This is a genomic window from Staphylococcus sp. KUGN1 (assembly GCF_045984185.1).
Classification (GTDB): domain Bacteria; phylum Bacillota; class Bacilli; order Staphylococcales; family Staphylococcaceae; genus Staphylococcus; species Staphylococcus warneri_A.
On sequence record NZ_JBJQIL010000005.1, the window covers coordinates 83,520 to 106,877 of the forward strand.

General features: G+C 32.2%; 23 protein-coding genes and 1 pseudogene. 17 read left to right on the forward strand and 7 right to left on the reverse strand.

Annotated elements, in window-relative coordinates; translation table 11 throughout:
* Positions 1 to 2 precede the first annotated feature (2 nt).
* Positions 3 to 1,205 (forward strand): CamS family sex pheromone protein, encoded by a 1,203-nt coding sequence (locus tag ACJQQZ_RS10910; RefSeq protein WP_124227750.1) that lies wholly within the window; start codon positions 3 to 5, stop codon positions 1,203 to 1,205.
* A 56-nt stretch (positions 1,206 to 1,261) separates the two neighbouring features.
* On the opposite strand, the pseudogene putP reads toward ACJQQZ_RS10910, so the two are convergent.
* Positions 1,262 to 2,799 (reverse strand): annotated as a pseudogene (gene putP / locus ACJQQZ_RS10915) (sodium/proline symporter PutP).
* Between the two features lie 420 nt (positions 2,800 to 3,219).
* Here putP and gatC point away from each other — a divergent pair.
* From gatC to dinB, 7 genes are all read left to right on the forward strand, one after another.
* Positions 3,220 to 3,522 carry an Asp-tRNA(Asn)/Glu-tRNA(Gln) amidotransferase subunit GatC gene (gene gatC, locus ACJQQZ_RS10920; protein WP_002452273.1) on the forward strand — a complete coding sequence of 101 codons (303 nt, stop codon included), beginning with the start codon at positions 3,220 to 3,222 and terminating at the stop codon, positions 3,520 to 3,522.
* Between the two features lies 1 nt (position 3,523).
* Positions 3,524 to 4,981, forward strand: coding sequence for an Asp-tRNA(Asn)/Glu-tRNA(Gln) amidotransferase subunit GatA (gene gatA / locus ACJQQZ_RS10925; RefSeq protein ID WP_002452274.1), 1,458 nt, complete (start codon positions 3,524 to 3,526; stop codon positions 4,979 to 4,981).
* A gap of 12 nt (positions 4,982 to 4,993) precedes the next feature.
* Positions 4,994 to 6,421 carry an Asp-tRNA(Asn)/Glu-tRNA(Gln) amidotransferase subunit GatB gene (gatB, locus tag ACJQQZ_RS10930; RefSeq protein WP_124227748.1) on the forward strand — a complete coding sequence of 476 codons (1,428 nt, stop codon included), beginning with the start codon at positions 4,994 to 4,996 and terminating at the stop codon, positions 6,419 to 6,421.
* A gap of 313 nt (positions 6,422 to 6,734) precedes the next feature.
* Entirely contained in the window at positions 6,735 to 7,709 is a 975-nt protein-coding gene (locus ACJQQZ_RS10935; RefSeq protein ID WP_002452276.1) for a diacylglycerol kinase, read from the forward strand.
* Between the two features lie 75 nt (positions 7,710 to 7,784).
* Positions 7,785 to 9,146, forward strand: a complete 1,362-nt coding sequence (rlmD, locus tag ACJQQZ_RS10940) for a 23S rRNA (uracil(1939)-C(5))-methyltransferase RlmD (protein ID WP_049423347.1) — start codon at positions 7,785 to 7,787, stop codon at positions 9,144 to 9,146.
* Positions 9,147 to 9,301: 155 nt separating this feature from the next.
* On the forward strand, positions 9,302 to 9,844 hold the full coding sequence (locus tag ACJQQZ_RS10945; protein ID WP_049423345.1) for a DUF3267 domain-containing protein: 543 nt from the start codon (positions 9,302 to 9,304) through the stop codon (positions 9,842 to 9,844).
* A 144-nt stretch (positions 9,845 to 9,988) separates the two neighbouring features.
* Complete coding sequence (gene dinB / locus ACJQQZ_RS10950) at positions 9,989 to 11,059, forward strand: DNA polymerase IV (RefSeq protein ID WP_002452279.1); 1,071 nt, start codon at positions 9,989 to 9,991, stop codon at positions 11,057 to 11,059.
* A 32-nt stretch (positions 11,060 to 11,091) separates the two neighbouring features.
* Here the strand turns inward: dinB and ACJQQZ_RS10955 are convergent, their stop codons facing one another.
* On the reverse strand, positions 11,092 to 11,646 hold the full coding sequence (locus tag ACJQQZ_RS10955; RefSeq protein WP_124227747.1) for a 3'-5' exonuclease: 555 nt from the start codon (positions 11,644 to 11,646) through the stop codon (positions 11,092 to 11,094).
* Between the two features lie 223 nt (positions 11,647 to 11,869).
* On the reverse strand, positions 11,870 to 12,370 hold the full coding sequence (gene ftnA / locus ACJQQZ_RS10960) for an H-type ferritin FtnA (protein ID WP_002452281.1): 501 nt from the start codon (positions 12,368 to 12,370) through the stop codon (positions 11,870 to 11,872).
* Positions 12,371 to 12,563: 193 nt separating this feature from the next.
* Here ftnA and murT point away from each other — a divergent pair, with 193 nt between their 5' ends.
* Positions 12,564 to 13,877 carry a lipid II isoglutaminyl synthase subunit MurT gene (gene murT, locus ACJQQZ_RS10965; RefSeq protein WP_124227745.1) on the forward strand — a complete coding sequence of 438 codons (1,314 nt, stop codon included), beginning with the start codon at positions 12,564 to 12,566 and terminating at the stop codon, positions 13,875 to 13,877.
* Positions 13,877 to 14,602: a lipid II isoglutaminyl synthase subunit GatD gene (gene gatD / locus ACJQQZ_RS10970; protein ID WP_049423339.1), complete on the forward strand. Its 726-nt coding sequence runs from the start codon at positions 13,877 to 13,879 to the stop codon at positions 14,600 to 14,602. The genes murT and gatD overlap by 1 nt, the downstream gene beginning before the upstream one ends.
* A 54-nt stretch (positions 14,603 to 14,656) precedes the next feature.
* Here gatD and ACJQQZ_RS10975 read toward each other — a convergent pair whose 3' ends face one another.
* Complete coding sequence (locus ACJQQZ_RS10975; protein ID WP_186364176.1) at positions 14,657 to 15,646, reverse strand: FUSC family protein; 990 nt, start codon at positions 15,644 to 15,646, stop codon at positions 14,657 to 14,659.
* A 163-nt stretch (positions 15,647 to 15,809) separates the two neighbouring features.
* Between ACJQQZ_RS10975 and map the strand changes: the two genes are divergently transcribed.
* From map to vraR, 5 genes are all read left to right on the forward strand, one after another.
* Positions 15,810 to 16,565, forward strand: a complete 756-nt coding sequence (gene map / locus ACJQQZ_RS10980; protein ID WP_124227744.1) for a type I methionyl aminopeptidase — start codon at positions 15,810 to 15,812, stop codon at positions 16,563 to 16,565.
* A 143-nt stretch (positions 16,566 to 16,708) separates the two neighbouring features.
* On the forward strand, positions 16,709 to 17,095 hold the full coding sequence (locus tag ACJQQZ_RS10985; protein WP_002452286.1) for a DUF2543 family protein: 387 nt from the start codon (positions 16,709 to 16,711) through the stop codon (positions 17,093 to 17,095).
* A gap of 14 nt (positions 17,096 to 17,109) precedes the next feature.
* Positions 17,110 to 17,811, forward strand: a complete 702-nt coding sequence (gene vraT / locus ACJQQZ_RS10990) for a cell wall-active antibiotics response protein VraT (protein ID WP_145506700.1) — start codon at positions 17,110 to 17,112, stop codon at positions 17,809 to 17,811.
* Positions 17,808 to 18,851, forward strand: a complete 1,044-nt coding sequence (vraS, locus tag ACJQQZ_RS10995) for a sensor histidine kinase VraS (protein WP_145506703.1) — start codon at positions 17,808 to 17,810, stop codon at positions 18,849 to 18,851. The genes vraT and vraS overlap by 4 nt, the downstream gene beginning before the upstream one ends.
* On the forward strand, positions 18,841 to 19,470 hold the full coding sequence (gene vraR / locus ACJQQZ_RS11000; protein WP_002452289.1) for a response regulator transcription factor VraR: 630 nt from the start codon (positions 18,841 to 18,843) through the stop codon (positions 19,468 to 19,470). The genes vraS and vraR overlap by 11 nt, the downstream gene beginning before the upstream one ends.
* A gap of 57 nt (positions 19,471 to 19,527) precedes the next feature.
* On the opposite strand, the gene ACJQQZ_RS11005 is transcribed toward vraR, so the two are convergent.
* From ACJQQZ_RS11005 to ACJQQZ_RS11015, 3 genes are all read right to left on the reverse strand, one after another.
* Complete coding sequence (locus ACJQQZ_RS11005; protein WP_124227743.1) at positions 19,528 to 20,763, reverse strand: YihY/virulence factor BrkB family protein; 1,236 nt, start codon at positions 20,761 to 20,763, stop codon at positions 19,528 to 19,530.
* A gap of 228 nt (positions 20,764 to 20,991) precedes the next feature.
* Positions 20,992 to 21,276: a YtxH domain-containing protein gene (locus tag ACJQQZ_RS11010; RefSeq protein ID WP_002466132.1), complete on the reverse strand. Its 285-nt coding sequence runs from the start codon at positions 21,274 to 21,276 to the stop codon at positions 20,992 to 20,994.
* A 6-nt stretch (positions 21,277 to 21,282) separates the two neighbouring features.
* A complete protein-coding gene (locus tag ACJQQZ_RS11015) occupies positions 21,283 to 21,747 on the reverse strand; it encodes a low molecular weight protein-tyrosine-phosphatase (protein WP_049423330.1) in 465 nt (154 codons plus the stop codon).
* A 146-nt stretch (positions 21,748 to 21,893) separates the two neighbouring features.
* On the opposite strand from ACJQQZ_RS11015, the gene ACJQQZ_RS11020 reads away from it, so the two are divergent.
* Positions 21,894 to 22,097 carry a DUF1128 domain-containing protein gene (locus ACJQQZ_RS11020; RefSeq protein ID WP_002452293.1) on the forward strand — a complete coding sequence of 68 codons (204 nt, stop codon included), beginning with the start codon at positions 21,894 to 21,896 and terminating at the stop codon, positions 22,095 to 22,097.
* A 12-nt stretch (positions 22,098 to 22,109) separates the two neighbouring features.
* Positions 22,110 to 23,351, forward strand: coding sequence for an aminopeptidase (locus ACJQQZ_RS11025; RefSeq protein ID WP_002452294.1), 1,242 nt, complete (start codon positions 22,110 to 22,112; stop codon positions 23,349 to 23,351).
* Positions 23,352 to 23,358 lie beyond the last annotated feature (7 nt).

Below are 23,358 nucleotides of genomic sequence, written 5' to 3' on the forward strand. Positions count from 1 at the left end.
CGATGAAGCGAACAATTATTTTACTTATCTCGACAATTTTTATTTTAGCCGCATGCAGTAACGATAAAGATAAATCATCTGACCAAGAAGCAGATCATACTAAAGGAAGTCATTCATCTCAAGTTAAACAGGTGGCAACAGATAAAAACGTACAAGGCGATAATTATCGTACGATTTTACCATTTAAAGAAAGTCAATCACGTGGGTTATTACAAGATAATATGGCAAATAGCTATAACAGTGAAGGCTTTGAGAGTGGTCTGTTAGAACTTAGTAAAGAAGTCTTTCCTACAGATAAATATTTATATCAAGATGGACAATTTTTAGATAAAAAGACAATCAATGCATATCTTGACCCTAAATATACTAAAAAAGAAATTGAAAAAATGAGTGAAAAAGATAAGAAAGATAAAAAGGCTAATGAAAATTTAGGTCTTAATCCTTCTCACCAAGGAGAAACCAATCCAACAAAAATAGCTGAAAAGTCACCAGCGTATTTATCTAATATTTTAGAACAGGATTTCTATGGTAATAGTGATACTAAAGGTAAGAATATTAAAGGTATGACCATAGGTTTAGCTATGAATAGTGAATATTATTACCAAAAAGAAAAAGATGGTGAAACGTATAGTAAGAAGTTAAATGACAAAGAAATAGAGAAGCAAGGTAAAGCAATGGCGAGTGAAATATTATCTAGATTAAGAGAAAATAGTGATTTAAAAGATATTCCAATTCACTTTGCTATATATAAACAAAGTAGACAAGAATCTATTACACCGGGGGAATTTATTGCTGGTGCAACTGCTGATGATGGGCAAACGAAAATCAATGATTGGAAAACAATTAACGAGACAACTGCATTGTTACCTTCATCTACAGCAGGTAAATATGACGAATCATTAAATAATAACTTTAAACAATTTAATGATAACTTACAATCTTATTTCTCTAACTTCACACAAGCAGTAGGTAAAGTAAAATTCGTAGATAAAAAAGCAAAACAATTAACAGTAGATTTACCAATTGATTATTATGGTCAAGCTGAAACGATTGGTATCACACAATATGTGACTGAACAAGCTAATAAATACTTTGATAATATTGACGAGTATGAAATCAGAATTAAAGATGGTAATAATCCGAGAGCATTAATTAGTAAAAATAAAGATGATAAAGAACCACAGGTTCATATTTATCATAATTAATTACTAAAAATAAAAATGCGCGTAGCAAAGAATTGACCTTTGCTACGCGCATTTTTTTATTTTTCTTTGACAATTTGTTTTACTTTAGCTAAGTCTTGAATTACAAAGTCTCCAGGTGAAGCTGTTAATTTACTTACAATATATGTCACGATAACACTCACAAGAAAACCTGGAATGATTTCATACATACCGAATAATTCATTAATAGAAGCTAGTGGTTTAATCCAAGCTATCCATATAATCACGACTAAAGCGCCACTAATCATACCGCTAATAGCACCAGCTCTCGTCAAACCTTTCCAATATAATGAGAACAATACTAATGGGCTAAAAGAGGCACCAAAACCTGCCCAAGCATTACCAACTAAATTGAGAATCGTATCATTTGGATGCCAAGCAATTGCGATGGCTACGATAGCCACAACTAAAACAGATAACCGTCCTACCATTACAAATTCTTTTTGATGTGTTGCTGCCTTTTCTTCTCCACGAATCAGTTTATAAAAATCTTCAGTTAATGAGCTTGAAGTAACTAAAAGTTGAGATGAAATTGTGCTCATAATAGCAGCTAGAATCGCTGCAAGTAAAAATCCGCCAACTAGTGGGTGGAATAGAATTTGACTCATAATAATAAATAATGTTTCTGGATCTTCCATTTTAATATGACGTTCAGATATAAAGGCAATACCTGTTAATCCTACACAAACAGCACCAAGTAAGCCTATTGTCATCCAGCTAATTCCTAAGCGTCTAGCTTTTGGCAATAATTTATGAGATTTAATAGACATAAACCTAACAATAATATGAGGTTGACCGAAATACCCGAGTCCCCACGAAAATAGAGAAATAATACAATTAATGTCGTGCCTCTAAATAAATCCATATTTGTTGGTTTCATAGCTGCTACTTCACTAAAAGTATCTAAACCATTTAATTGCATCATAGCTACAATAGGTACCATAACCATGGCGATTAACATAATGACACCTTGGAAAAAGTCTGTAATGGATACAGCTAAATATCCACCAAAAAATGTATAAAAAATAACAATAACGGCGACGAGAATTAATCCAAAGTGATAGTCTAATCCAAAGGCACTCTCAAATAACTTACCTCCAGAAACAAAACCAGAATGTGTGTATAAAGTGAAGAATATAACGATAATTAAGCCTGAAATAATTTTAATAATATTTCGTTGGTCATTTAATCTGTTCTTAAAGAAATCAGGGAGTGTAATGGCATCTCCTGCAATTTCTGTATAAACTCTTAGCCTAGGCGCTACAACCCAATAATTAATATAAGCCCCAAGTGTTAGACCGATGGTTATCCAAATAGCTGATAATCCAGTACTATAAACAGAACCTGGTAGTCCCATAATCATCCAACCACTCATATCAGAAGCTCCTGCGGATAGTGCAGTTATGTAAGGTCCTATATTACGACCACCCAACATGAATTCACTTAAATTACCAGTTGCTTGCTTATAGCCATAAAACCCTATAATGAGCAAAATAATAAAGTAAATGGCAATCATGATGTAAGTTTGCCAATTTGTATCAACTTGTTGATTTAGTGCAGTCCCCAAATATAGCATATTAACAACTCCCTCTTATCAATGTATTAATTTGTGTCACATGTAATATTATACATTATAGTTAAATGTTTAGAAAAGTGAAAAAATAAAATTTTATTTTTAAATAACTGCCAAAACTTTGATGTAGCGCTTACATTACAAATTTTAATTAATATTGCCACTTATAAATATTGCATAATCATAAATGATTAATATAAGATCTTGTATTTTAATAGAAATATATGATAAATACATATAAATAAGTTACACCCAAATGAATCAATCATTGATAATCGGATTTCGTAATGTAAATGTCTAAAAACACGTTCGAAAAAGTGGAAACAGTGATTTAAATTGTTATCACTCAATAAATACTTAGATTTTTAAATGAATATTTGATACAATTTAGTGATGAATGAGTAATAAGGAGGCTTTTATTTAATGACTAAAGTAACACGCGAAGAAGTTGAACATATAGCTAATTTAGCCAGACTTCAAATTTCTCCTGAAGAAACGGATGAAATGGCCAATACGTTAGAGAGTATTTTAGATTTTGCTAAACAAAATGATAGTGCAGACACTGAAGGTGTTGAACCAACATATCACGTTTTAGATTTACAAAATGTATTACGTGAAGATAAAGCTATCGAGGGCATTCCTCAAGAATTAGCATTAAAAAATGCAAAAGAAACTGAAAATGGACAATTTAAAGTTCCAGCCATCATGAATGAGGAGGACGCTTAAGATGAGTATTCGCTATGAGTCTGTTGAGAATTTATTAACTTTAATTAAAAATAAAGAAATTAAACCATCACAAATTGTAAGTGATATTTATGATGCTATTGAAGAAACTGATCCTACAATCAAATCTTTCTTAGCATTAGATAAAGAAAATGCGATGAAAAAAGCACAAGAATTAGATGAATTACAAGCAAAAGACCAAATGGAAGGCAAATTGTTTGGTATCCCAATGGGAATTAAAGATAATATCATAACAAAAGATTTAGAAACAACATGTGCAAGTAAAATGTTGGAAGGTTTCGTACCTATCTATGAATCAACTGTTATGAATAAATTGCATAATGAAAACGCAGTCTTAATTGGTAAATTAAACATGGACGAATTTGCAATGGGTGGTTCTACTGAAACATCTTACTTTAAGAAAACAGTGAATCCATTTGATCATACTGCAGTCCCAGGTGGTTCTTCAGGTGGTTCGGCTGCCGCTGTAGCAGCAGGTTTAGTACCATTTAGTCTAGGATCAGATACTGGTGGCTCTATCCGTCAACCTGCATCTTATTGTGGTATCGTAGGTATGAAACCAACATATGGCCGTGTGTCACGTTTTGGCTTAGTAGCATTCGCTTCATCATTAGACCAAATTGGACCTTTAACTCGTAATGTTAAAGATAATGCATTAGTGTTAGAAGCTATTTCTGGTATAGATCCTAATGATTCAACAAGTGCTCCAGTGGATGATGTTGACTTTACTTCTGATATTGGGAAAGATATTAAAGGCTTAAAAGTAGCACTTCCTAAAGAATATTTAGGTGAAGGTGTTAGCGAAGATGTTAAAGCATCAGTAAAAAATGCGGTCGAAACATTAAAATCATTAGGTGCAGAAGTAGAAGAGGTATCATTACCTAATACGAAATATGGTATTCCATCATATTATGTTATTGCTTCATCAGAAGCATCAGCAAACTTAGCTCGTTTTGATGGTATCCGTTATGGTTATCATTCTAAAGAAGCACAATCACTTGAGGAACTTTATAAAATGTCTAGATCAGAAGGTTTCGGTGATGAAGTTAAGCGCCGTATCTTCTTAGGAACATTCGCTTTAAGTTCAGGTTATTATGATGCTTTTTATAAAAAATCACAAAAAGTTAGAACTTTAATCAAAAATGACTTTGATAAAATCTTTGAAAAATATGACATAGTTGTAGGTCCAACTGCACCCACAACTGCATTTGATTTAGGTGATGAGATTGATGATCCATTGACTATGTATGCCAATGACTTATTAACTACACCAGTTAACTTAGCAGGTTTACCAGGTATTTCTGTTCCTTGTGGACAATCAAACGGACGCCCAATTGGATTACAATTTATTGGTAAACCGTTCGATGAAAAGACGTTATATCGTGTTGCATATCAATATGAAACACAATTCAACCTACATGACGCTTATGAAAAATTATAAGGAGTGGAAATAATGCATTTTGAAACAGTTATCGGACTTGAAGTTCATGTTGAGCTAAAAACAGACTCAAAAATGTTCTCTCCATCACCTGCACATTTTGGAGCAGAACCTAACTCAAATACAAACGTAATTGACCTTGCGTATCCTGGCGTTTTACCTGTTGTTAATAAAAGAGCAGTAGACTGGGCAATGCGTGCGTCAATGGCTTTAAATATGGATATCGCTACAAATTCTAAATTTGACCGTAAAAACTACTTTTATCCAGATAATCCAAAAGCTTATCAAATTTCTCAATTTGATGAACCAATCGGTGAAAACGGATATATTGATATCGAAGTAGACGGCAAAACAAAACGTATTGGTATAACTCGTTTACACATGGAAGAAGATGCCGGAAAATCAACGCATAAAGATGGATATTCTTTAGTTGACTTAAACCGTCAAGGTACACCTTTAATTGAAATCGTATCTGAACCAGATATTCGTTCACCTCAAGAAGCGTATGCTTATTTAGAAAAATTACGCTCAATCATCCAATATACAGGCGTTTCAGATTGTAAAATGGAAGAAGGCTCATTACGTTGTGATGCCAATATTTCATTACGTCCATACGGTCAAGAAGAATTCGGGACAAAAGCTGAATTGAAAAACTTAAACTCATTTAACTATGTTCGTAAAGGCTTAGAATACGAAGAAAAACGCCAAGAAGAAGAATTATTAAATGGTGGAGAGATTGGCCAAGAAACACGTCGTTTTGATGAATCAACAGGTAAAACAATCTTAATGCGTGTTAAAGAAGGGTCTGACGACTATCGTTATTTCCCTGAGCCAGATATTGTACCTTTATATGTAGATGACGAATGGAAAGAACGTGTTCGTCAAACTATCCCAGAATTACCAGATGAACGTAAAGCGAAATATGTCAATGATCTAGGATTACCTGAATACGATGCACATGTTTTAACACTTACTAAAGAAATGTCTGATTTCTTCGAAGGTGCCATCGAACATGGTGCTGACGTGAAATTAGCTTCTAACTGGTTAATGGGTGGCGTAAATGAATACTTGAATAAAAATCAAGTAGAATTACAAGATACTAAATTAACACCAGAAAACTTAGCAGGTATGATTAAATTAATCGAAGACGGTACAATGAGCAGTAAGATTGCTAAAAAAGTCTTCCCTGAATTAGCAGAAAATGGTGGAGATGCAAAACAAATTATGGAAGATAAAGGCTTAGTTCAAATTTCAGACGAAGCTACATTATTAAAATTTGTTAATGAAGCATTAGATAACAATCCACAATCCGTTGAAGATTATAAAAATGGTAAGGGTAAAGCAATGGGCTTCCTAGTTGGTCAAATTATGAAAGCTTCTAAAGGACAAGCAAACCCTCAAAAAGTAAACCAATTACTAAAACAAGAACTAGATAAAAGATAAATAGTTTGATTTTCACTCCTATAACGTTTAGTGTAAACTATTCGTTGTAGGAGTTTTTTGAATATCATTCGTTTTCACGAAAAATGGTTAGAGCTATCTATGAGTGAGACAATGAATTGAAAAAAGAATGAAAAAGTCATTTATGTATTAGTTAAACGAAGCACTTTAATAAGATAATATATTGATGCCTCAGTTACGGAAATTTATCAGAGATGCTAATCAATAAATTATTAACAAGTTCTAAAAAATACTTTCAACTCGAGTGTAAATCATTTAATATTAAATATGAGTATATGAAGTCGAGGGATATGATATGAGAAAACGAGCAAGAATTATTTATAACCCGACATCTGGTAAAGAGCTTTTTAAACGAATGTTACCTGATGTTTTAATTAAACTAGAAAAAGCTGGATATGAAACAAGTGCGTATGCTACAGAGCGTGAAGGTGATGCTACGCTAGAAGCAGAGCGAGCACTTAAACAACAATATGATATCTTAATCGTAGCGGGTGGCGACGGTACGCTAAATGAAGTAGTCAATGGGATTGCTGAGCAACCTAATCGACCGAAATTAGGTGTTATTCCAATGGGTACTGTTAATGACTTTGGACGTGCGTTGCATTTACCAAATGATATTATGGGTGCGCTGGATGTGATTATTGAAGGACACAGTACTAAAGTTGATATTGGTAAAATGAACAATCGTTACTTCATTAACTTAGCTGCGGGCGGTCAATTGACACAAGTCTCATATGAAACACCAAGTAAACTAAAATCTATCGTCGGATCATTTGCATATTACATTAAAGGATTTGAAATGTTGCCGCAAATGAAGGCTGTTGATTTGAGAATCGAATATGATGACAAAGTCTTTCAAGGAGAAGCATTGCTATTCTTACTAGGATTAACTAATTCTATGGCAGGTTTTGAAAAATTAGTACCAGACGCAAAGTTAGATGATGGTTACTATACATTAATAATAGTAGAAAAAGCTAACTTAGCAGAATTAGGTCATATCATGACATTAGCTTCGAGAGGCGAACATACTAAGCATCCAAAAGTGATATATGAAAAAGCAAAATCTATTAATATTTCATCATATACAGAAATGCAATTAAATGTTGATGGTGAATATGGCGGTAAATTACCAGCTAATTTCTTGAATTTAGAAAGACATATCGATGTATTTACACCTCATGATATTCATAATGAAGAATTACTTGACCAACCAACAGTAACACCACAGATGAAGGCTGAGGATTATCAACAAAATTCAGACGAAGTATAATAAATATTTACAGAACACAAGGTTAGGATAGGCAAGCGTTTATGTCCTAACCTTTTTATATGTGGGGGAAATAAAGTGGAAACATTGAAGAAAAATGATGTACTAACAGGACAAGTCGTAGACTTAACACATGAAGGCCATGCTGTTGTGAAAATTGATAGATATCCAATATTTATCCCAAATGCGTTAATAGATGAGACGATTGAATATAAAGTTATTAAAGTAAAAAAGAACTTTGCGATTGGAAAATTAATAAAAGTGATTACTGAAAGTGATGAACGAGTGGAGCCGCCATGCATATATTATTATAAATGTGGTGGATGCCAACTACAGCATATGTCTTATCAAGCACAACTCAATATGAAAAAAGAACAGGTGGTTAATTTATTTCATAGAAAATCCAATTTTACCAATACAGTAATTAAAGATACTGTTGGCATGGAAGAGCCATGGAGATATAGAAATAAATCACAAATTCCCGTTGGTTTAAGTAAGGATCAGTTACCAATCATGGGATTTTATCGTCAACGAAGCCACGACATCATAGATATGGATAGTTGTTTAATTCAAGATCAACAACATCAACAAGTGATGAACGATGTTAAACAACTTATATCAGATTTAAATATAAGCGTTTATAATGAAAAAACTAAAAAAGGACTACTTCGTCATTTAGTAGTGAGAACAGGTCACTATACGAATCAATTAATGATTATACTTGTGACGAATGGAAAGGCATTCAAACAAGCTCAAGTTATGGTTGATGCACTAGTTCGAAAATATCCTAATGTCACTAGTATTAAACAAAATATTAATGATGCACATTCAAATGTGATTATGGGTCATCAATCTATCACGCTTTATGGTGAAGAAGAAATCAAAGATCAACTAAATGAAGTCACCTTCAATATTAGCGATCAATCATTCTATCAAATCAATTCACATCAAACAGAAAAATTATATCAACAAGCATTAGATTATGCTCAATTAACAGGCAATGAAATTGTTCTTGATACATATTGTGGTATCGGTACAATAGGTTTGTATATGGCTGAAAATGCGAAACACGTTTATGGTGTCGAAGTAGTTCCTTCTGCGATTAAAGACGCAAAACAAAATGCGACTATAAACCAATTCGAAAATACGACTTTTGTCTGTGGGAAAGCTGAAGAAGTTATTCTAGAATGGAAATCAGAAGGAATAAGACCAGATGTTGTCATGGTCGATCCGCCAAGAAAGGGTTGCGATGAAACGTTCTTAGAAACAATATTAGAACTTAATCCAAAACGTATTGTATATATATCATGTAATCCGTCTACACAACAACGTGACGCACATATACTTAGTCGTCAATATGAATTAAAAGAAATTACGCCTGTTGATATGTTCCCGCAAACAACGCATATCGAAACTGTGGCATTATTTGAAAGAAAATAATGTCATTTGATGAGAAATTTGAAGAAGTTGATTGCTAAAACAAGAAGATTATTAAAATTATATTACAAGCAACTTACTTTCTTGAAAATGCCTTTAGTATCAATCATAAACAATGTATACTAAAGTTGATTTTAGAGATAAATGGAGGGTTGGTTGTGCATAAAATTAATTTGTTTCCTCATAAAATTAATATTCGTCGCTTTGTATTAATGCAGATTGTTTTAATTATGTTTGTCATATTATTTACATATAAATGGGCTTACACGGTGACACATATTATCGAACAAAATATTATATTGAACTTAGTTTATGGTTTCGCTGGATTTTTAGTTTTATTAATTCTCCATGAGATGATACATCGAGTATTATTTATATTATTTTCTAAAGGTGAAAAGCCTAAAATGAAATATAAAAAGGGAACAATGTTACTACAATTTACTGAAACTTGCTTTAACAGATGGCAATTTAGCACAATCATGTTAGCGCCTCTTGTATTAATAAGTTCGCTTTTACTTGTACTAATCAAAACTTTTGCATATTCATCGTTGATATTTATGTTTAGTATTCATATTGGTTATTGTGTGCTTGATATTTTATTAGTGTCTTTAGCACTTGCTAGTAATTTTAAATATATTCAAAAATATGATGAAGGATTATATTTATATCAACAAAAGCCAAGTCAAATGAATCATGAATAATAGTTCAACAAATAAGTCATCTTTCTTAAAAGTGGAGATGGCTTATTTTAATGCCTTAATTTAAGAGCATGAAATTCGTGAATATTTGTCATACATTTTATAATAAAAGTATGATTAAACTAAAAATGAAAGTATGGTGAAATAATGGAAGAAAGAAGAATTATTCACATTGACATGGATTACTTTTTTGCGCAAGTGGAAATGAGAGATAATCCGAAACTAAAAGGAAAGCCGGTTATTGTTGGAGGAAAGGCAAGTAACAGGGGTGTCGTATCAACGGCATCTTATGAAGCTAGAAAGTATGGTGTGCATTCAGCCATGCCTATGTCGCAAGCACATAAATTATGTCCTAATGGTTATTACGTAACGAGCCGATTTGATGCTTATAGAGAAGCTTCTCAAAAAATTATGGATATATTTCGGAGTTATACTGAAATTGTAGAACCTTTATCTTTAGACGAAGCTTATTTAGATATTACACATTTAGTAAGACCTGATTTACCAGCTTCTAAAATAGCCAATTTTATTCGAAGAGATATATTAGAACAAACTGAATTAACAGCCTCTGCAGGAGTGTCTTATAATAAATTTTTAGCCAAATTAGCGAGCGGTATGAATAAACCTAATGGCCTTACAGTGATAGATTATAATAATGTGCATGACATTTTAATGGGTTTGGATATTGGTGAATTTCCAGGTGTTGGAAAAGCATCTGAAAAAGTCATGCATGATAATCAAATTTTTAACGGTCAAGATTTATATAATAAGGATGAATTTGAGTTAATACGTTTGTTTGGAAAAAGGGGTAGGGGTTTATACAATAAAGCAAGAGGTATCGATCATAATGAGGTAAAATCGACCCGTATACGTAAATCTGTAGGAACAGAACGTACTTTTGCGACAGATGTAAATGATGATGACGAGATATTAAGAAAGGTTTGGGAATTATCTGGAAAAACGGCTGAAAGATTAAATAAATTACAAAAATCAGGTAAAACGGTTACTGTTAAAATTAAGACGTATCAATTTGAGACGTTATCAAAGCAAACCAGTTTAAGAGATCCAGTTAATTCAGAAACAGATATTTATAATATTGCCTACTCACTTTATACTGATTTGAAAGATCCTGAAGTGCCTATACGATTAATAGGTGTTACAGTAGGTAACCTAGAACAATCAGCATACCGCAATATGACTATATATGACTTTATATAACGGGCTAGTAATGTATGATATTTAATACATTATTAGCCTTTATCTTTTAAATCTTTGCCATAGATATTTAACATGCTATGTAAATCATCATAATGTTTTAATAATCTATATGTGATCATTGCACAAGCTTTCGCATCATTTAGTGCGTCATGATGCCCATGAAAATCAAGTTGATAAAAGTCCATCATATGTTTTAAGCCATAGCGATGTGATTGAACTGTTCGCTTAGCCAATTGATATGAACAAAAATATGTTAGATGAGGAGTTTCAAGTCCAATGTCTTGAATACTTTGATGGAGTACATTCATATCAAATGCAGCATTATGTGCAACGACTGGAAGTTGATCGATAAACTGCATCATATAGGGAAATACATATGAAAAATTTGGAGAAGATGCCACATCTTCTGGGTATATACCATGCACATTAATATTTTGTTCAGAGAAATAATCATTCGGATTGACCAAAGTATGAAAGGTTTCTGTAATTTGGCTATCTATTACTTTAACCATACCTACTGAACAAATGCTAGTACGTTTACCGTTAGCAGTTTCAAAGTCTAGTGCAACAAATGCATTCTCACTCATTGTGCCACTCCTTTCTATCAATAATCATAAAATATATTTTAATATATCAAAGCTATAATGGATAGTAAAAGGGAAAGACTTAACATTTATAAAACATTCATTTTAAGGCGCGTATATGTGGAAGTCATTGTTGAAATTCAATAAAAAAACTGCCAATCAACTTTAAACGTTAATTGACAGCTCTTCTATAAATGATAAATGACTTATCTAATTATATATTGAATTATTCTTCGTCAAATGTACGAGTAGCTAATTCTTTTTCATATAAATATAGCGTATTGCAGTCATCACCAATACGGTTTAGGTAATCGATATGAGTTTCGAACATTGATTCTTCCTCAACTTGTTCATCTAAGAACCAATTTAAGAAAGAGATTGTTGCGTAATCTTTATCTTTATGTGCGATTTCTGATAGATTGTAGAAACGTTTTGTTACATCTTGTTCTTGAGCTAGACCGTCTTTGAATGTTTCTAAAATAGAATTAAAGTCTACTTTTGGTGCTGGTAATGCTGTGAATTTCGCATGGCCACCACGGTCATTAATATAATCATAGATTTTTTTACCATGGAATCTTTCTTCTTTAGCTTGTTGAATGTAGAAGTTTGCAAATCCTTCGTATGATTGAGAATCGCAATAAGATGCCATTGCCATATATGCGTGAGCAGCAAAATACTCGTGATTCATTTGTTCATTTAATGCTTCTAATAATTCTTTATTTAACATAGTATTCACCTCATATGAAAATTTTCATTTTCTTTCTCTGTTGACTAAAATGAGTATAACAAACTTATTCTCATTCGTAAATAATAATTATTATAATCTGGAGTGCATTTTTATCTTTTTAATTGAGAATCTTTTTAGTTATACCCTCTGCATGTTATAATTATGCGAGTGAATAGTAATAGGGAGGAAACAAATGAGACAATGGACTGCAACCCATTTAGCGAAGTTAGCGCGCAAGGCCAGTAGAGCCGTGGGTAAAAATGGAACTGACTTACCAGGTCAAATCGCACGTAGAGTGGATCAAAATATATTAAGAAAATTATCAGAACAAGTTGATGATATTGTCTTCATAAGTGGTACAAACGGTAAAACAACAACATCTAACTTAATTGGACATACATTAAAGGCCAACCAAATTGATATTATTCATAACAATGAAGGTGCCAATATGGCAGCAGGTATTACGTCTGCCTTTATTATGCAAACAACAAAGCAAACTAAAATTGCAATTATTGAAATAGACGAAGGCTCTATACCGAGAGTACTTAAAGAAGTAACACCATCTATGATGGTATTTACAAACTTCTTCAGAGATCAGATGGACCGTTTTGGTGAAATAGACATCATGGTCAATAATATCGCTAAATCAATTAGTGATAAAGGTATCAAATTATTATTAAATGCGGATGATCCATTCGTTAGCCGACTTAAGATTGCAAGTGAGACTCGAGTTTATTATGGTATGAAAGCACATGCTCATGAATTTGAACAAAGTACAATGAATGAAAGTAGATATTGTCCTAACTGTGGCCGTTTACTTAAATATGATTACATACATTATAATCAAATTGGTCATTATCATTGTGAATGCGGCTTTAAACGTGAACAACCTAAATATGAAGTATCTTCTTTCGAAACGTCACCATTCCTTAAATTAAATATAGGAGAGGCAACGTTTAATATGAAGATTGCTGGTGATTTTAATGCATATAATGCACTTGCAGCATATACTGTGTTAAGAGAATTAGGATTAAATGATACATCTATTCAAAAAGGATTTGAAACATATACATCTGACAATGGTCGTATGCAGTATTTTTCATTAAATCAAAAAGAAGCGATGATTAACTTAGCTAAAAATCCAGCTGGAATGAATGCAAGTTTATCAGTCGGCGAACAATTACAAGGACGTAAAGTATATGTTATCAGTTTAAATGATAATGCTGCGGATGGTAGAGATACGTCATGGATTTATGATGCGGACTTTGAAAAACTAAGTAATCAAGATATTGAAACGATTATCGTTACAGGTAATCGTGCTGAAGAATTACAATTAAGATTAAAATTAGCTGAAGTGGATGTACCTGTTATCCTTGAAAGGGATATATATAAAGCAACTGCTAAAACAATGGACTTTACAGGGTTTACAGTAGCGATTCCTAACTATACTTCATTATCACCGATGCTAGAACAATTGAATCGTTCTTTTGAAGGAGGACAATCATAATGAATCACGAATTAACGATTTATCATTTTATGTCCGATAAATTAAATTTATATAGCGATATTGGCAATATTATTGCATTAAAAATAAGAGCCAAAAAAAGAAATATTAAAGTGAATGTTGTAGAAATTAATGAAACAGAGGGTGTAACCTTTGATGATTGTGACATCTTCTTTATTGGCGGGGGAAGTGACCGTGAACAATCACTAGCTACAAAACAATTGAGTAAAATTAAAACCCCATTAAAAGAAGCAATTGAGGATGGTATGCCTGGATTAACTATATGTGGTGGATATCAATTTCTAGGAACTAAATATATTACACCAGATGGTACAGAGTTAGAAGGTTTAGGTATTTTAGATTTTTATACTGAATCTAGAGAAGACCGATTAACAGGTGATATCATTATCGAAAGTGATACATTTGGAACTATTGTTGGCTTTGAAAATCACGGGGGAAGAACTTATCATCAATTTGGTACTCTAGGTCGAGTGACACATGGTTATGGTAATAATGATACGGATCGTAAAGAGGGTATCCATTATAAGAATTTACTAGGAACTTATTTACATGGTCCTATTTTACCTAAAAACCATGAAGTAACTGATTATTTATTAGAGAAAGCTTGTGAAAGAAAAGGTATTCCGTTTGAACCCAAAGAATTAGATAATACTGAAGAAGAAGCAGCCAAACAAGTTTTAATAGATCGTGCAAATAAAAGTAAATAACATAAAAGAAGAGGTTGTGACTTTTGTAACGAGTCGCAACCTCTTTCTATTTTATTATGCATAACGATGGTCTAATATTTTATAGATTAACAATATTTCGTATATAAGATGACTTTTAATTTGATTTTGGTCAAATTCTTCTAGTTGTTTAACTGAAGATTTTAGTGTTGAAGCGGATTGTCGCTCACGTCTAAATGTACCATCACATAGGATTTGGCTAATACTTGTACTGATTTTTAGAATTGCCATTTTTTCTTCAGGTGTAAAGAATACGTGTGCATCTTTAGGTAAATATATAATGTTTGCTAAATGGGTCATCAGTAATCGATTAGTATAAGCTCTATTAGTTAATTTATTTAGTTTTTTCCAATCGTCTGCCTTGTTCTGATGATAAGTAAGTTCATCACGTTGATAGCCAGTTAGCATATCAATTTTTTGGTTTAAATTACTGATTCGGATAATCTTTTTATTACTTTTATCCGATTGAAAGCGACCAAGCAACAATTCATGACACCGATGATTAAATAGTGCGTACATTTTTTCTTCAGAATCGTAAAGATGATCTTCTAACTGATTATAATATTTAGGTGGTAAAATCATAAAATTGACTAGACCTGCTGTCACTAAACCAATTAAGGCGGTTAGTAAACGTGAAAAGAAGTTAAATACATACGCTTCATGTATACCTGGTATCATTGCAACTGACGTTAATACAGCGACCGTTGTACCTACCTGTAAATTCAGTTTAGTACAGGCTAAAATTGTCAATGTTGCACTTAATGCATAAGCAAATGGTGACTGATCCCCAAATATAAAAGTAAATACAACTGCAAATAATGCGCCAATAACTGTAGCAGGTAAACGGCGATACCCTTTTTTAATTGAGGCCTTAGCAGTAGGTTCAATTGTTACAATTGCAGTTAATATGGCAAATATTGGTGTAAGATTTAATAACATACAAAAGACAGTCGTAAAAAATGTAGCTAAACCTGTCTTGATAGTGCGAGCACCAATAAGATTTTTATACCATTTTTCATTCAACATGTTGTCCCCCTTGAAAAGGGAATTTTTAAAACGATTTACGGTTTTACAAATTCTCTTTCTTAATCAAACAAAATAAAGTCATTTCAATGCATTCATGTTTAGTATATCAAAAAATTTTTGCTATAATAAGATAGAATAATAAATAAAAAGGAACGGGATAAAAATGATTGTAAAAACAGATGAGGAATTACAAGCTTTAAAAGAGATTGGCTATATTTGTGCAAAAGTTAGAGACACAATGCAAGCCGAGACTAAACCAGGTGTTACGACAAAAGAGTTAGACAATATTGCTAAAGTGTTATTCGAAGAACATGGTGCAATTTCAGCGCCAATTCATGATGAGAATTTTCCAGGACATACATGTATCAGTGTCAACGAAGAAGTAGCACATGGTATACCTGGAAAACGTGTGATTCGTGAAGGTGACTTAGTTAATATTGACGTTTCTGCATTGAAAAATGGCTATTATGCCGACACAGGTATTTCATTTGTGGTAGGAGAAGCAAGTGATCCTATGAAACAAAAAGTGTGTGATGTTGCTACAATGGCATTTGAGAATGCAATGGCTAAAGTAAAACCAGGTACAAAGTTGAGTAATATTGGTAAAGCTGTACACGCAACAGCACGTCAAAATGATTTAACAGTTATTAAGAACCTAACAGGTCATGGCGTTGGTCAATCATTACATGAAGCACCTAATCATGTCATGAACTATTATGATCCTAAAGATAAAACACTTTTAAAAGAAGGACTTGTGATTGCAGTTGAACCATTTATTTCTTCTAAAGCAACATTTGTGACTGAAGGTAAAAATGAATGGGCATTTGAAACAAGAGATAAAAGTTACGTTGCACAAATAGAACATACTGTCATTGTCACAAAAGAAGGCCCTTTATTAACAACTAAAATTGAAGATTAAAGTATTATCATCCTTTAGATCGTATAGTCATTCATTTTACATAGACTAGGACTAAAGGACTAACAAGATATGGTTCCGGAGCCTATTACTGATGGTTTCGGAATTGTTTTATAATAGAACCTAATCAAGGGTGAGGTGGTTCTATGAATTACATGGAGATTTACTTAAATAAAATATTTAAAACATCATTACAATACAACATTGATGATTATAAAATGAAATTAGACAAAAAATTGAAAAGTATTGAAGATTATATCGCTTATTTAAATGAAAAGCGAATGCAACTTAAAAAGCTAATTGACAGTCTTTCATTAGCATTAGAGAATAAATATATAGATATAGCAGATTTATATAATATTAGATGTGCAGAAGAAGTACATGATAATGAAATTGCATCATTAAGAAATCATTTAAATCAAATTGAAGCGTATTGTGCTCAAATTGAAACTAAAATAAGTGAACAAGCAAAAGAGAAAATGACTATCGAAAAAGAATGTCATTTAATTCAATATATGAGTGCTGTGGCATAGAAAGGTGGCGAATCATGACACATAAATATATATCAACAGAATTGTTGATAGTTTTTACAGCATTAATGATTATTGCTAATTTTTATTATATATTCTTTGAAAAAATAGGCTTTTTACTCGTTTTACTTTTAGGGTGCGTATTAGTCTATGCAGGATATATTTATTTTCATAAAGTACGAGGGTTGTTATCCTTTTGGATTGGTACTTTGTTAATTGCATTCACCTTACTTTCTAATAAATATACAATTATCATATTGTTTATATTTTTATTAATATTAATTGTAAGGTACTTAATTTATAAATTTAAACCATTAAAAGTAACAGCAACTGAAGAAGAAGTTACGTCGCCAGCATTTATTAAGCAGAAATGGTTTGGTGAACAACGTACACCAGTATATGTATATAAGTGGGAAGATGTTCAAATCCAACATGGAATCGGGGATATTCATATTGATTTAACTAAAGCTGCAAATATTAAAGATAACAACACAATTGTTGTTAGACATATATTAGGTAAAGTACAAGTGATTGTGCCATTAAATTATAATATTAATATCCATGCGACGGCATTTTATGGTTCCGCATATATTAATGAAAAATCATACAAGATAGAGAATAATAATATTCATGTTGAAGAAAAGACAAAAGAAGAAAATTATACAGTTAATGTCTATGTATCAACATTTATTGGCGACGTAGAGGTGATATATAGATGAATCACTATATAAGAGCCATTGGGTCAATGCTGATATTGATATATAGTATGTTAACGGCATTCTTATTTATTGATAAAGTTTTTGTTAACATCATTTACTTTCAAGGCATGTTTTATACACAAATTTTCGGTATTCCAGTGTTCTTATTCTTAAATATTATAGTTATATTATTATGTATTATAGTCGGATCAGTTCTAGCATATAAAATTAATCAACAGAATGATTGGATTAAAACTCAAATTGAGCGATCAATTGAAGGGGAAACAGTTGGTATTAATGACCAAAATATTGAATTGTATAGTGAGACTTTAGAAATATATCATACACTCGTTCCATTAAATCAAGAGTTACATCGATTAAGAATGAAAACACAAAATTTAACTAACGAAAATTACAATATGAATGATGTTAAAGTTAAAAAAATTATTGAAGACGAGCGACAACGTTTAGCAAGAGAATTACACGATTCTGTAAGTCAACAACTATTCGCTGCAAGTATGATGTTATCAGCAATTAAAGAAACACAGTTAGAACCACCATTAGATCAACAAATACCTGTACTCGAAAAAATGATTCAAGATTCTCAACTTGAAATGAGAGCGTTGTTACTTCATTTAAGACCGCTAGGATTAAAAGATAAATCATTAGGTGAAGGAATTAAAGATTTAGTCATTGACCTTCAAAAGAAAGTTCCAATGAAAGTAGTACATGAGATTCAAGAATTTAAAGTACCAAAAGGAATAGAGGATCATTTATTCAGAATTACACAAGAAGCAATTTCAAATACTTTGAGACATTCTAATGGTACAAGAGTAACGGTTGAATTATTTAATAAACAAGATTATTTATTGTTACGTATACAAGATAATGGTAAAGGTTTTAATATAGACGAGAAACTTGAGCAAAGTTATGGATTAAAGAATATGCGTGAACGTGCACTAGAAATTGGTGCTACTTTCCATATCGTTTCATTACCAGATTCTGGTACACGTATTGAAGTTAAAGCACCATTAAACAAGGAGGATTCGTATGGCGATTAAAGTATTGTTTGTAGACGACCATGAGATGGTTAGAATAGGTATTTCAAGTTACTTATCAACACAATCTGACATTGAAGTAGTGGGAGAAGGTGAGTCTGGGAAAGATGCAATTGCAAAGGCACATGAGTTACAACCAGATTTGATTCTAATGGATTTACTTATGGATGATATGGATGGTGTAGAAGCGACAACAGAAATTAAAAAGGATTTACCACACATTAAAGTTGTGATGCTTACAAGTTTCATTGAAGATAAAGAAGTGTATCGAGCTCTAGATGCTGGTGTAGATAGTTATATCTTAAAGACCACAAGTGCTAGTGATATCGCAGAAGCGGTTCGTAAAACATATCATGGTGAATCGGTATTTGAACCAGAAGTATTAGTTAAAATGCGTAACAGAATGAAAAAACGTGCTGAGCTATACGAAATGTTAACAGATAGAGAAATGGAAATTTTATTGTTAATTGCTAAAGGTTATTCTAATCAAGAGATTGCTAGTGCATCTCATATTACAATAAAAACAGTAAAAACTCATGTAAGTAATATTCTAAGTAAATTAGAAGTTCAAGATAGAACACAGGCAGTCATTTATGCATTCCAACATAACTTAATTCAATAATTATAAAAAAGGCCAGGTGGATGATATATCAATTCCACTTGGCCTTTAATTTAATGATTAAGAATGTTTATCTTCAGAATCATTATTTTTAATTTTATTAACGATTTTATCTTTCATCGTACTTTGATCTTCTTGATACTTGTCTTTAGCATTTTTATCAATATTATAATCTTCATCTTTACCTATTTCACGATGATCATTATATTCATATGTTGTATCTTCGTTGTAATGGTTTTGGTTATTATCATCATGTTTCAATGCAGCTTCTTCTGGCGTTTCACCTTTAATCACATGACGTTGGTGAATAATCGCATTGATTTCAGCACCTATAATGATGATGAAACTTGTTAAGTATAACCAAATTAGTAAAATAATGATACCTGCGATACTACCATATGTTTTAGAATAATTACCAAAGTTAGAAATATACCAACCAAATGCAAATGATCCTAGTAACCAAATGATAGAAGTAAAGATAGCACCTGGTAATACAGATAGAATTTTTGTTTTAACAATAGGTGCTACTGAATATAACACGATAAATAAAACTAAAATGATGATAAGTGGTAATACCACTCTTATTAAATTGAATACCCATTTTACTTCAGAATCTAAGCCTAAAGGTCCGAATAAGTAATGACTTATAGCAGAACCTAACGTTGGTAATGCCATTGCGATAGCAAAAACAACGCCCATCACAACTGTAAATACAACGCTTAGAAGTTTTAGTAAAATGCCGTTACGACTATCTTCAACATCGTAAGCAACATTGAATGAGTTCATAATTGCTGTCATACCATTTGAAGCTGACCAAATTGCTAAGATCAAACCGACAGATAGTAAGCCACCACTTGAGTTCTTCGTTACATCGCCAATGACACCTTTTATGATTGATGATGTTTCAGAAGGTGCACTGCTTAACATATTAGTAATTTGGCTTTGTTCAATATTAAAGAATGGTAACAATGTTAATAAGAAAATTAACATAGGGAACATTGCAAGAACGAAATGATAAGTCATTTGTGCTGCTAATCCTGAAGCATCATCTTTGCCAATTCTATAAACTAAATAAGAAAAGAAATTTGAATTCTTTGTATATTTAGCAGGTTTGTTCAATCTTGATAAGAAGAAAACTTGGTTATCTTTCTTAGGTTCCTTAGATTGAAATTCTTGTGGTTCAATATATGTACGGTCTACTTTAATTTTATTATCACTATTTTTGTCATCCTTATGCTCTTCATATTCTTTAGCAGAGTTAAGGAATTTGGAACTTGTTTTTTCTTTCTTTGACATAACAATCTCCTTTAGTCCTTTGACATGGAATTTTAAATGCAATTTTATTTTAATATTAGTTGTAAAGAAAGGGAGTGAGAAAGAACTCATTTGGAAATGAATTCTTAAACTCACCCCCGTATTAATGGAGTGGGACAATTATAATAGAAGTGTTTCACTATTTAAAATAGCTAGATTACGTATTGGCGATAAGCCAACATTCAATTAAATTGTCCATTTGGCATTCCATTACTTACCAATACGTTCATTTTTTCTATTAACAAATGTGTCTTTAGCATCTTTAATAGAACGTTCTAATTCTGGATTGTTACGACGAATTTCTTCGATAACATCTTTCCAATACATTACTTCATCTTTAATGCTACTAACTTTAGAAGGTTTTTGAGATTTTTTGCCTTCTTTAACATTAGAGAATGATTGTTTTAATGAATTACGAGTTGATTTATCAGCTAATGTTGCTGCGCCACCGATAACAGCGCCTAATAATACACCAGGAATGAATTTGTTTTCCATAATATTTTACCCCTCTTTCAAATTTGCATCTTTTACGATGTAGTCAATTAAATGATCACAAGATGATTGTACCATTTTATATACACCTTCAAAATTGTTTGTGTAGTATGGATCTGGTACATCACTTTCTTCCATATTACTAAATTCTAATAGTTTGAACAATTGTCCTTGAATGTTAGGATTAATTGCTTTGATATTTTCTATATTACTTTGATCCATAGCAATAATATAGTCAAAATCATCTGTCGGTTCAAATAGCTCACTAATCATACCATCAAAAGGAATTTGATGTTCTTTAAGAATCTTTTGAGTACCTTCATGTGGTGGTTCTCCTAAATTCCATTTACCAGTACCACGAGAGTGTACCCGAACATCTTTAATGCCTCTGTCTTGAAGTCTTTGTCTCATGATAGCTTCAGCCATTGGAGAACGGCAAATGTTTCCAAGACATACAAAAGCAACGTCTACCATATTGATTCCTCCAAACCATGTAATTATATCCCCATTTTAATGGTTCTTCAAACAATTAGAAAGCAAATTTTTTCAATTTCTATTAAAGTTCCATAAAGTATGTTAGTTTGATAGAATATGATTACTTAGATAAAGAGGTGAGACGTGTGGCATTAACTAATGAAGAGATGATTACTGAGATTAGACAAAAATTAAATATCGTCAATAAAGCACTCATCGATCCAGATAAATTTAAAGAGGCAAATCATGATGAGATTAGTGAAATTCATCAATTTGTTACTTCAAAGGATTCATTTTCACCTAGTGAGGTCACTGCAATTGCAGATGCACTAGGACAATTACGACAATAAGGGGGAACCTAAATGAGTAACTATCAAGACAAGTTAAGACAATATGCACAACTATTAGTTAGAGTAGGGATGAATGTTCAAGATAAGCAACCAGTATTTATTCGATCATCAGTTGAGGCATTGGAACTCACTCATTTAGTCGTTGAAGAGGCCTACATTGCGGGTGCTTCAGATGTTAGAGTTGAGTATGCTGATCCACGTTTAAAACGATTAAAATTTGAATATGAATCATTAGATCACTTTGAAAATAACGACGTTAAGTCATATGATGTAGAAGCTAGAATGGACTTTGTGAAAAGAGGGGCTGCGAATCTTGCAATATTAACTGAAGATCCAGACTTATTAAGTGGCATCGATGCAAGTAAATTAAAAGCCTATCAATTACAATATTCAAAAGCGTATAAGGGTTATATGGAAGCAAGTCAAAAGAATCAATTCCCATGGGTCGTAGCAGCATTCCCATCTAAAGCTTGGGCGCAACGTGTATATCCTAATAAATCAGTAGAAGATGCGTACTCAACTTTTATAGATGAAGTATTTGATATTGTAAGAGTTGATGGTAACGATCCAATTCAAAATTGGAAATCTCACGTAAAAAATTTAAGTGTGCATGCTGATAAATTACAGAAAAAACAATACAAAGCATTACACTATCTATCTGAAGGAACAGACTTAGTTGTTGGCTTACCTAAAGGTCACATTTGGGAAGATGCGACAAGTTATGTCAATGGTGATCAACAAGCCTTTATTGCTAATATACCTACAGAAGAAGTTTTCACTGCACCAGATAGAAACAATGTTAACGGTTATGTGACTAATAAATTGCCATTGAGTTTTAATGGAAATATTATTGATGGCTTTACCTTAACATTTAAAGATGGTGTAATTGTTGATTTTAAAGCAGATAAAGGTGAAGACGTGTTAAGAGATTTATTGGATACCGATGAAGGTGCTAGACGATTAGGTGAAGTTGCGTTAGTACCGGATGATTCACCAATCTCAAATCGTAATACCATCTTTTATAATACGTTATTTGATGAAAATGCATCCTGTCATTTAGCTATAGGTTCAGCATACGGCTTCAACATTGAAGGTGGAACAGAAATGACTACGGAAGAAAAAATAGCAAGTGGTTTAAATGATTCAAATGTGCATGAAGACTTTATGATTGGCAGTGCAGATTTAACTATCTATGGCATATTAGAAGATGGTACTAAAGAACTCGTATTTGAAAATGGTAATTGGGCAAATTAAATATCAT

Excerpts from the sequence above, each read along its gene's own strand:
- dinB (WP_002452279.1), top strand. The coding sequence starts at position 9,989 with ATGGAAGAAAGAAGAATTATTCACATTGACATGGATTACTTTTTTGCG.
- ACJQQZ_RS10910 (WP_124227750.1), top strand. The coding sequence starts at position 3 with ATGAAGCGAACAATTATTTTACTTATCTCGACAATTTTTATTTTAGCC.
- ACJQQZ_RS11025 (WP_002452294.1), top strand. The coding sequence starts at position 22,110 with ATGAGTAACTATCAAGACAAGTTAAGACAATATGCACAACTATTAGTT.
- vraS (WP_145506703.1), top strand. The coding sequence starts at position 17,808 with ATGAATCACTATATAAGAGCCATTGGGTCAATGCTGATATTGATATAT.
- murT (WP_124227745.1), top strand. The coding sequence starts at position 12,564 with ATGAGACAATGGACTGCAACCCATTTAGCGAAGTTAGCGCGCAAGGCC.
- vraT (WP_145506700.1), top strand. The coding sequence starts at position 17,110 with ATGACACATAAATATATATCAACAGAATTGTTGATAGTTTTTACAGCA.
- ACJQQZ_RS10955 (WP_124227747.1), bottom strand. The coding sequence starts at position 11,646 with ATGAGTGAGAATGCATTTGTTGCACTAGACTTTGAAACTGCTAACGGT.
- gatD (WP_049423339.1), top strand. The coding sequence starts at position 13,877 with ATGAATCACGAATTAACGATTTATCATTTTATGTCCGATAAATTAAAT.
- ACJQQZ_RS11015 (WP_049423330.1), bottom strand. The coding sequence starts at position 21,747 with ATGGTAGACGTTGCTTTTGTATGTCTTGGAAACATTTGCCGTTCTCCA.
- ACJQQZ_RS10975 (WP_186364176.1), bottom strand. The coding sequence starts at position 15,646 with ATGTTGAATGAAAAATGGTATAAAAATCTTATTGGTGCTCGCACTATC.
- ACJQQZ_RS10935 (WP_002452276.1), top strand. The coding sequence starts at position 6,735 with ATGAGAAAACGAGCAAGAATTATTTATAACCCGACATCTGGTAAAGAG.
- gatC (WP_002452273.1), top strand. The coding sequence starts at position 3,220 with ATGACTAAAGTAACACGCGAAGAAGTTGAACATATAGCTAATTTAGCC.
- ACJQQZ_RS11010 (WP_002466132.1), bottom strand. The coding sequence starts at position 21,276 with ATGGAAAACAAATTCATTCCTGGTGTATTATTAGGCGCTGTTATCGGT.
- ACJQQZ_RS10985 (WP_002452286.1), top strand. The coding sequence starts at position 16,709 with ATGAATTACATGGAGATTTACTTAAATAAAATATTTAAAACATCATTA.
- ACJQQZ_RS11005 (WP_124227743.1), bottom strand. The coding sequence starts at position 20,763 with ATGTCAAAGAAAGAAAAAACAAGTTCCAAATTCCTTAACTCTGCTAAA.
- gatA (WP_002452274.1), top strand. The coding sequence starts at position 3,524 with ATGAGTATTCGCTATGAGTCTGTTGAGAATTTATTAACTTTAATTAAA.
- vraR (WP_002452289.1), top strand. The coding sequence starts at position 18,841 with ATGGCGATTAAAGTATTGTTTGTAGACGACCATGAGATGGTTAGAATA.
- gatB (WP_124227748.1), top strand. The coding sequence starts at position 4,994 with ATGCATTTTGAAACAGTTATCGGACTTGAAGTTCATGTTGAGCTAAAA.
- map (WP_124227744.1), top strand. The coding sequence starts at position 15,810 with ATGATTGTAAAAACAGATGAGGAATTACAAGCTTTAAAAGAGATTGGC.
- ftnA (WP_002452281.1), bottom strand. The coding sequence starts at position 12,370 with ATGTTAAATAAAGAATTATTAGAAGCATTAAATGAACAAATGAATCAC.